Origin of the sequence: Thermoactinomyces daqus (assembly GCF_000763315.1) — a bacterium.
Taxonomy (GTDB): Bacteria; Bacillota; Bacilli; order Thermoactinomycetales; family Thermoactinomycetaceae; genus Thermoactinomyces_A; species Thermoactinomyces_A daqus.
The window spans coordinates 1-1,517 of the sequence record NZ_JPST01000067.1; the positions used below are offsets into that span (position 1 = coordinate 1).

A 1,517-nucleotide genomic window follows, 5' to 3' on the forward strand; every position below is an offset into this window, starting at 1 on the left:
AATTTAATCCCGGCGTTGACAGCAATTGTGTCGATCCACGAGCGGGCTTGTTGATTCAGGTTCTCAAGATTGGTAAATGTTCGTACACGAGGCTAAAAGTTTTTTCTCACATAGCCGATTCCGTTTTCTACCTTGCCCTTGGTTTGCGCTCGGTAAGGAGCACATCTTTTTAGGGTAAAGCCATGGTGAGTTGCGAAGCCGGCAAACCGCTCATTCCAAACGATATGACCGCTTTCATCCAATCCAGTAACAACGGTCTTCATATTGTCGTATAAGCATGTTTCTGTTCGCCCGCCAAAATACTCCATAGCCCGGACATGACATCCCATGAGTGTCTCCAGACGCTCATTTTCAGTGAATTCTAAATACATCATCCGGGAGTACCCCAATACCATGACGAAAGCATAAATCCTCTTTTTCTTTCCACCCCAATTGACCGTAAACTGGCCCCAGTCTACCTGGGCCTGATTCCCTGGTGGCGTTTCAAAACGCTGCACGGGCCTTTGGCCTGTGCTTTTACGCAAAGGCCTTATCCAGTAGCGAAAAGTGTTAGGCTACCGGTATATCCTTGACTCTTGATCTCGTCAAACAAGACCACTGCGTTTTGCCAGCCTTCCTGCATCCGCTCAAAGAAGTATCCTTTGTAGGGTTCCAATTTGCTTGGACGCGTTGATATTTACTTGGCTTTTCCTCGTTTAACCATTTCCGAATGGTCTTTCGATCTCTTCCAAGCTCCTTGGCAATTTGTGAGATCGTCATGCCTTTTTGCTGCATTTGTTTGATCATGAAAAATTCCCCATTTCGGATCATTTTCTCCCCTCCTGGAGAGATTGTCTAACCTGAGTGGGGAATTTTCAACTGCTGATATTGGGTATTTTACAATTGTTGCTTACAATTGGGGTTACAATTGCAAACTCATAGTGATGTTTCTTTCAGAAAAACCCATTTGTCTATAGAGTTGAATGGCATGGTTTTCAGTAAAAACACTCAGACGAATCTCAGAATAACCTTCATTTTTCAGGTTATTAATAGCACTTTTTAACAGTCGCTTAGCAATCCCTTTTCCTCTGAACTCCTGTATTACATAAAGTTCGTATATAAAACCAATCATAGTATCAGTAAATTGATCTTTATTTGCGCCTATTAAAATCCATCCCAGCAATTTATCATTTTCTATAGCTATTAAGTAATAACAACCCTTCTCCAAAAGAGGCTTAATAAGTTGCTGGATTTTTTCTTCTGTTGGTAGGATTCTACCCATCGTTCCCTCAAATAAAGCTTGTGGTGAGAGTTTTAAAATAGTTTTAATTTCTGTATTACTAGGTTTTCTAATTTCCATAAAATGTTTACCCCTTAAATATAGAATCAAATTAAAATACCTTGCTCCAGTAATCAGCGCGACCGGATTTCGCACCCCTGAAACGCCCCAATATGAACCCAAAAAGTCCAGACATTTAAGCCGCATTTGAAGTAAAAAGTTGGCGAAACTCTTTTGGAGACAGGTACCCCAACGCAGA

Annotated in this window: 3 protein-coding genes; all 3 read right to left on the reverse strand. The window is 41.4% G+C overall.

From position 1 onward, the window contains the following. Window positions 1–92 precede the first annotated feature (92 nt). On the reverse strand, window positions 93–497 hold the full coding sequence (istA, locus tag JG50_RS19150; RefSeq protein ID WP_235281747.1) for an IS21 family transposase: 405 nt from the start codon (window positions 495–497) through the stop codon (window positions 93–95). A 52-nt stretch (window positions 498–549) separates the two neighbouring features. Next, window positions 550–786 (reverse strand): helix-turn-helix domain-containing protein, encoded by a 237-nt coding sequence (locus JG50_RS19155; protein ID WP_160173940.1) that lies wholly within the window; start codon window positions 784–786, stop codon window positions 550–552. A 115-nt stretch (window positions 787–901) separates the two neighbouring features. Further along, complete coding sequence (locus tag JG50_RS0117540) at window positions 902–1,339, reverse strand: GNAT family N-acetyltransferase (RefSeq protein WP_033102408.1); 438 nt, start codon at window positions 1,337–1,339, stop codon at window positions 902–904. Window positions 1,340–1,517: the final 178 nt, after the last annotated feature.